Raw genomic sequence first — 7333 nt, 5'->3', positions numbered from 1 at the left:
GTTGGGAGTATTGTAGAGTTGCGAAAACTCGCAGACTCCCAATCGGTTTGACAACAGGAAGGAGCAAAAAATGTCAAACCAAGATAAAATAACCGCGCTATACTGCCGTCTTTCAAAAGACGACCTCAACGTCGGCGACAGCGACAGCATCGTGCATCAAAGAGCAATCCTCGAAAAGTACGCTGAGGATAATCGCTTTCCGAATATCCGAGTATTCGTTGACGACGGTTACTCAGGCGTTAGCTTTGACCGCCCCGGGTTTCAGGAGATGTACAAGCTGATTGAAGCGGGCAAGGTCGGAATCGTTATTACGAAAGACTTATCCCGACTTGGCAGAAACTATATCGAGGTCGGCAACTACACCGAGTTTGTATTTCCGAGATACGGGGTCAGGTATATCGCTATCAACGATAACTACGACTCGATGTTCAGCGACAACAACGAGCTTGCGCAACAACGAGCTTGCGCCGTTCAAAAATCTGTTCAACGAGTGGTACGCCCGCGATACAAGCAAGAAAATCCGCGCTGTGTTCAAGGCAAAAGCCGAGCGCGGTGAACGCTTGGGAACTACAATCCCTTATGGTTACCGCCGCGATCCAAACAGCGAAAAAGAGTGTCGTCTGTTGATTAATGAGGAAACCGCGCCTGTGGTTAAAATGATATTTGCTATGTGCGCCGAGGGTATTGGACCATGTAATATAGCAAAAGCACTACAGGAGAAGAAGATTCTCAAGCCAACCTTCTACCGCTTCCAAAAAGAAGGTAAGTATGGAACGCACACAGATCCGGAAAACCCATACAAATGGAATGAGCGCACGATTGCCGATATTCTTGACAACGAAATATATCTCGGACACACAATCAACTGCCGTACAAGGATAGCTTCGTTCAAGGACAAGCGAACCATAAAAGTTCCTAAAGAAGAACAACTTCGCTTTGAGAATACACATGAGGCGATTATCGACCAAGAAACTTGGGATATCGTCCGCAAGGTGCGTGAGGGAAGAATCCGCAAGACCCGTATGGGTGAAATCAACAAATACAGCGGTTTGATTTACTGCGCTGACTGTGGCAGAAAGCATTACCTTTATCGCGGGCGAACCATTAAGCGTGAAAGCTACAGCTTTATCTGCGGGAACTACCATAAGCACGTCGGTGAAGAAAAATGCACGCCACACTCTATCCGAGAGGTTGTGCTTGATGAGATTGTATTGGAAGAAATCAACAGGGCGCTTTACTACGCGAGAAATAACACAAAGGAGTTCACTGATTATATTAGTAAAAAGACCTCCTCGCAGTACAGAAAAGATTTGAACGCCAAAACCGCTGAACTGTCAAAAGCTGAAAAGCGTATCGTGGAACTGAAATCACTTTTCAAGCATCTGTATGAGGATAACGTCCTCGGACGTATCAGCGATGAACAATACAGAATGTTATCCCTTGATTACAACGATGAGCAAAAGGAGCTTGAGCAATCAATTCCTGATTTGCAAAAAGAAATTGATACACTCAAAAGCGAGTGTACCAATGTGCAGAAGTTCCTTGACGTTGTCAAGAAATATGTATGTGTTCAGGAACTGACGCCGGAGGTACTGAGAACCTTCATCAGCAAGATTGTCGTTCACGAGCGCGAAAAAAAGCACAGCCAGACCTCTCCGCAGCAAGTCGACATCTATTTCCGCTACATCGGAACATTCGCTCTACCGGGCGAAATCAACCAAGCAGAAAAAAAGCATGACGAAAGGCGGACAGCCTGAACTGTCCGCCTGCGCATAGGACGCCGCCTTAAACTGAAAACATCCTTTTCGGAATCAGCCTAAAGGTGCTCCCTGTTTTATTATGAGAACAAGAATCATGCCGATAAAAAATCCCCTGATTATCCGTGTGGACAATCAGGGGCGTTTTATTGAGTTTGTGAGCGTTCAGATCTCAGTGACAGCTTACTGCTGAGGGGGTACCTGACCGTTCTGGGGGTTCTGAGGAGCGGGTTGGCCGTACTGCGGATACTGGCCGTTCTGCGGCATCTGCGGCTGGCCGTACTGCGGATACTGACCGTTCTGCGGCTGAGCGTACTGCGGATACTGACCGTTCTGCGGCATCTGCGGCTGACCATACTGCGGATACTGACCGTTCTGAGGAGCATAGTAAGGGTTGCCCTGAGGCGCATAGAACTGACCGTTCTGAGGACCGCCCTGAGGAGCATTTTTGATCTCTTCATAGAAAGAAGCGTGAACGATGTTGATGAACAGCGGCACGAGCAGGGAGAAGCAGATCATGAACAGAACGTTGATGACTCCGAAAACAACGCCTACGTAGGGAATCCTCGCCAGCAGAGAGAGGATCAATACGACCAGGAAGAAGGCGACATAGACGAGGATATCGGCAAGGAACATCTTTCCCTTGTAGCCGTTGGTCATCTTGGTGGATTCATCCTTGTACTCGGTGTTCTTTAGCTCGGTATTATCCATTACCAGATAAGGAATCAGAGAATACTGATAACCTCTGATGATCATGAAGATCGGTCCGACGATCGGGATAAGACCCCACAGACATTTCCAGAGCATGCCCCAGGAGATCGCGCACAAAACGCGCTTAGAGGTTTTCCAATCACGGAAGGTGTTGAATAGATCAACCGCGTGGATCTGTTCGCCGCCGATGTAGCTTTTGAGATAGACATTGGCAAGCGAAGCCTGGAGCAGGATCGCGACACATACGCCGATCAGCAGTACGGGACCGCCCAGAACATAACCGACCCATGTGAGAATCCCCGACAGGAGGGTGATACCCCAGAGCCTGAACGGCTTCTTCATGAGCTCGGCAAAAGCCTTTTGATAAATTCTCATTACCATAATACGTTTCCTCCTTTTATTTGGACAATGGTTTTCCATTGACTGATAAAATTATACTACATGGTTGTGCCTTTGTCAACGAATCTCACTACTTTTGTGATTTAATACAATAAAGTAAAAGCCTATCTATCGGATATTCTATCATATAGAGCGGAAATATAAAATATTCATGATTGCGTAAGCCGGATTTATACGGTATAATCAAAACGGTGATTAAAATGGAAGATTATTTGATTCGTCAGGCGACCGCCGAGGATGCGGCGGCGCTGCTGGAGATTTATGCTTATTATGTAGAGAATACCGCGGCGACCTTTGAGTATCAGCCGCCGTCTTTGGAGAATTTTACCGGGCGGATTCTCCGTGCCGGAGCGCGTTATCCGTATCTTGTGATCGAGTCTGAGTTCGAGATCCTCGGCTTCGCGTTCGCACACGCCTTCCGCGAACGACCCGCCTATGATTACGCCGCCGAGGTAACGATCTATCTCAGACACGACATGAGACATCGCGGACTGGGCAGGGCGATCTATACCGCGCTGGAAGCCGAGCTCGGGCGGATGGGCGTTAGAAGCCTGTATGCCTGCGTTGCAATCCCGTCGGGAGAGGATGACCGCCTGAGCATGGACAGTCCCCACTTTCATGAGGCGCTCGGTTACCGTCGCTGTGCGGAGTTCCGTAACGTCGGATGGAAGTTCGGTACATGGTATGCCATGGTGTGGATGGAGAAGGTCATCGGCGATTTCCCCGCCGATCCCGAACCGCTCACGCCTTATCCGGAACTGCTGATGAATACGCCGCAGGATATACCGGAGAGGCTGTCGGCGTACGATGACCGACCGGTACGGCTCGTGACCGAGGACGGCGAGGTGTTCATCGGATTGTGCAATTCGTTTCCCGCATCGTACGGCGAGCTGGTGTACAATTGGTCCGAAGAGGGTGTGAGACTCGATAGCCGGGCGTTTTTTAAAAGTCAGATCATAAGGATCGATCCGATCGAATAAAAGACGGGGCTGCCAAATCGGCAACCCCGTTTATCATTGCGTTTATTAAGATCACAGCTTTGAGAAGCCGTAGCTGTTGACCAGCGCCTCCAGCTTACTGCCGCTTTGGCACATCGGACAGCGGTGAGGCTTATAGCTTTGATAGTCCTCCAGATCGTGAGGGTTGAAGATCGAGGTCACGGGATGACCGTCACACTCGCTGACCGTGGCGAAGATCGCGGAGATGCCCTCGATATGACCGCCGTAGTAATTGACGGCGTCGACCGCCGCCAGCGCGCTCTTACCGGTTGTGACGGATGCCGCCAGTATTAGAATATGCTTGTTATCGATCATCGGGATGGTGTTGTCGCGAAAGACCATCTGACCGTTGCCGATGTACTCGGGGGAGAGGATGTAGATGGTTTGATGAGCATTGAGGTTCATGAAGCTCGCGTCGGTCAGCTCCTGGGCGACGAACGCGCCGATGACCTCGGTGCCGTCGAGACAGATGATCGTGTCGATGACAGTGTTGGAGCGGTAGAAGGATACGATCTCCTTCGCGACCGCCTTCGCCTCGGACATACGGTATTTCTGGGTCGTGACGTCGATGTAGTAGTTGGTGTGGCTGTGCATGGTGGCGAAGTGACCCTTCTGCACACGTAGGAACAGCTCCGGATTGCGGGTCTTGATCTTGAATTCGTTAGCCATAATTACCTCCCGATGATGATATTGTTTCCGTAACTTAGTTTACATCAACCCGCCTGAGAAATCAAGAGGTTTTCTGTCGGAAAGGGCGAATCTTTACGGAATTGTTGACGGATCGTCACAATTAACCTCGCGTCGGGCAGCTAAAGCTGCAAAAATACGATTTTGTAAAACTAAATGCTTGTTTGTAAAAGTAAATAGTGGGTATTACTTGCATTTACTTTTACAATTAACGTTGCATGTTGAATATGCAAAGTCCCGTTTAACGGTCTTGTCTTGTGCTACACTGGTATTGTAAGAGAAGAAACAATGTCAATGACGCATAAGGAGGACGCTATGAGCTATTTTAACAGTGATATCCGATCGGAGAATGTGATGACCGCTGCCCGCGAGGTGATCGGCGGAAAACGTGACCTGCGCGTGATGCGCGCCGAGCGCTCAGAGAGCGGCTGGAGGCTCAAGTATGTCGCGCTGGACGACGATTATCCCGTCGCCGCGATCGAGCGCAGCCTCAGCCGTCTTGTCGGTGAGGCGGTCAGGATGATCAATCTGCATTATGACTTCGATACCTCAGCAAGATTGATCTACGCGTCCGCTGCCTGAGGTTTTTCAGCGAGCGTTACGGTACGGCCGATAAGAATAGCCGGTCGGTTCAGTTCGCGGCTGATCCGATCGGCTTTTGTGATGCGTTATTCAGATTGGATATCGGCGCTTATCTGAGGAAGCCGTTGATGATCTGCTCCTCAGCCTCAGCCTCGGTCAAGCCGAGGGTCATCAGCTTGGTGATCTGTTCGCCGGCGATCTTGCCGATCGCTGCCTCATGCACCAGTGACGCGTCAACGTCGTTCGCTTCAAGAGCGGGTACGGCGAGGATCCTACCGTTGTCCATGATGATGGAATCACACTCGGTATGACCCTTGCACGCTGCGTTGCCGACGATCTTGAGGTCGAGCTTCTGGAAGGAATCATCGCGCGCGACGCCGCGGGATACGACGTCCGCGTTAGCGCCGTCGCCGTTGAGGTTGACGGTGTATGCGCTGAACGCCTGCTGTTCGTTGTGGGTCATCAGTCGCTCGCGGACGATCAGCTTTGCGCCTGCCTTAAGCTCCGCGACGGTGGTGCGGGAGGTGTCGTCGACGCCCTTGATCTGCACCATCTCCATCTCGCAGGTGCTGCCCTCTTCCATATATACCTCGGTGACGGGATTGAGGATGCGCTTACCGGAGCCGTCGCCCTCGCCGTAATGCTTCTCGACGTACTTGACGCGGGCGTTCTTACCGACATAGAAGCGGTGGATGCCGTCGTGCTGAGAGTCGTGGGTGCCGCAGTTGTTGATGCCGCAGCCCGCGACGATCTCGATATCCGCGTTGTCGCCGATGAAGAAGTCGTTATAGACCTCCTCCTTGAGGCCGCTTTGTGTCATCACGACGGGGATGTGTACGCTCTCGCCCTTGGTGTCGGGCTTGATAAAGATATCCATGCCGCTGACGCCTGTTTTGGATACGATCTCGACGTTCTTGGTGGATTGTCTGCCGATCGACATACTGTCGGAGCGGATATTATAGGCGCCGGTGATCTCGCCGTCGATACCGGCGATCTCTTTGAGCAGTGATTTTTGGATAAGATTCAGATCCATCTTGAGCCCTCCTTACATGTTATACGCGCCGCGGCACTTGTCCACCGCGGAGGGAGTGCCGATCAGTTCGGGCAGAACATCGTCCTTTACGCCCTGAGTACGGATGGAGCCGCTGTCGAGCACGATGATTTCGTCGGCGATGTTCAGAATACGTTCCTGGTGCGAGATGATGAGGATAGAGCGATCCTTGATCTCCTCGCGCTGCTTGCGGAAAACGTCGATCAGGTTGCTGAAGCTCCACAGGTCAATGCCCGCCTCGGGCTCGTCAAAGACGGTCAGCAGCGAATTTCTCGCGATCACGGTCGCGATCTCGATACGCTTGAGCTCGCCGCCGGAGAGGGAGGCGTTGACCTCGCGGTGGATGTACTCTCTGGCGCACAGCCCGACCATCGAGAGATAGCGGCAAGCGTCGGTAACGGAGAGCTCCCTGCCCGCCGCGAGACGGATCAGGTCGATCACGCGGATGCCCTTGAATTTGACCGGCTGCTGGAAGGCGAAGCCGATGCCTTTGTTGGCGCGGTCGGTAACGCTCATGTCGGTGATGTCCTCGCCGTTAAAGAGGATCTGACCCTCGGTGGGCTTTTCGATACCCGCGATCAGCTTGGCGAGCGTGGACTTGCCGCCGCCGTTGGGTCCGGTGATGACATACAGCTTGCCGTCGGGGATCTCGAGCGATATATTCTTGATGATTTCCTTATCGGTGCTGTCGGAGCTGACCGAGAAGGACAGATTCTTGATTTGAAGCATGGTGTTTTCTCCTGTATCAAATTGTCACGGCGGTAAAGCGGCACAGCCCGCTTTACCGTATCTCTACCTAATTATACTAATCCTTAATAAAAACCTTTATCATCTATTGCGCTAAATTCCGCATAGCTTTGTTGAGCTCCTTGACAGGCGCCAGCCTGCCTGCGTCACTCGCCTCGCTCTGCGAAATTTATCACTAATATCTGATTAAATCTTTTTATCAAGGATTAGTATTACATATTGTGCTGATAGGTTATCCATATTATTATACCTTATTATTCCTGTAATAGCAAGAACTATTTATTATGGTTTTTCTTGCGTAAATGTAGGTTTACAATAGAGTCGTTACAGTAGAAGTAAAAAAGAATAGCAAATAGGAAGAACCTGTGTTACAGTTAGTTCGCTTACAACAAAACTCTACA

8 protein-coding genes are annotated in these 7333 nt (G+C 50.9%); 4 read left to right on the top strand and 4 right to left on the bottom strand.

The genetic code is table 11. The features are described from left to right. Positions 1–70: 70 nt before the first annotated feature. Entirely contained in the window at positions 71–556 is a 486-nt protein-coding gene (locus tag R2I50_RS09730) for a recombinase family protein (RefSeq protein ID WP_316608946.1), read from the top strand. Beyond that, a complete protein-coding gene (locus R2I50_RS09725) occupies positions 528–1757 on the top strand; it encodes a DUF4368 domain-containing protein (RefSeq protein ID WP_316608945.1) in 1230 nt (409 codons plus the stop codon). The genes R2I50_RS09730 and R2I50_RS09725 overlap by 29 nt, the downstream gene beginning before the upstream one ends. Before the next feature lie 183 nt (positions 1758–1940). Here the strand turns inward: R2I50_RS09725 and R2I50_RS09720 are convergent, their stop codons facing one another. Continuing rightward, positions 1941–2849 carry a hypothetical protein gene (locus R2I50_RS09720; RefSeq protein ID WP_316608944.1) on the bottom strand — a complete coding sequence of 303 codons (909 nt, stop codon included), beginning with the start codon at positions 2847–2849 and terminating at the stop codon, positions 1941–1943. Positions 2850–3067: 218 nt separating this feature from the next. On the opposite strand from R2I50_RS09720, the gene R2I50_RS09715 reads away from it, so the two are divergent. Beyond that, positions 3068–3847 (top strand): N-acetyltransferase family protein, encoded by a 780-nt coding sequence (locus R2I50_RS09715; RefSeq protein ID WP_316608943.1) that lies wholly within the window; start codon positions 3068–3070, stop codon positions 3845–3847. A 51-nt stretch (positions 3848–3898) separates the two neighbouring features. On the opposite strand, the gene R2I50_RS09710 is transcribed toward R2I50_RS09715, so the two are convergent. Beyond that, positions 3899–4534, bottom strand: coding sequence for an orotate phosphoribosyltransferase (locus R2I50_RS09710; RefSeq protein ID WP_316608942.1), 636 nt, complete (start codon positions 4532–4534; stop codon positions 3899–3901). 333 nt (positions 4535–4867) lie between these two features. Here R2I50_RS09710 and R2I50_RS09705 point away from each other — a divergent pair, with 333 nt between their 5' ends. Beyond that, complete coding sequence (locus R2I50_RS09705; RefSeq protein ID WP_316608941.1) at positions 4868–5134, top strand: hypothetical protein; 267 nt, start codon at positions 4868–4870, stop codon at positions 5132–5134. A 109-nt stretch (positions 5135–5243) separates the two neighbouring features. On the opposite strand, the gene R2I50_RS09700 is transcribed toward R2I50_RS09705, so the two are convergent. Then, positions 5244–6167 carry a SufD family Fe-S cluster assembly protein gene (locus R2I50_RS09700; protein WP_316608940.1) on the bottom strand — a complete coding sequence of 308 codons (924 nt, stop codon included), beginning with the start codon at positions 6165–6167 and terminating at the stop codon, positions 5244–5246. A gap of 12 nt (positions 6168–6179) precedes the next feature. Next, positions 6180–6914: an ATP-binding cassette domain-containing protein gene (locus R2I50_RS09695; RefSeq protein WP_316608939.1), complete on the bottom strand. Its 735-nt coding sequence runs from the start codon at positions 6912–6914 to the stop codon at positions 6180–6182. Positions 6915–7333: the final 419 nt, after the last annotated feature.

Origin of the sequence: uncultured Ruminococcus sp., assembly GCA_902785355.1 — a bacterium.
Lineage (GTDB): Bacteria > Bacillota > Clostridia > Oscillospirales > Acutalibacteraceae > Ruminococcoides.
Note: the sequence above shows the minus strand (reverse complement) of the source record. Positions and strands in the feature narration are given on the sequence as shown.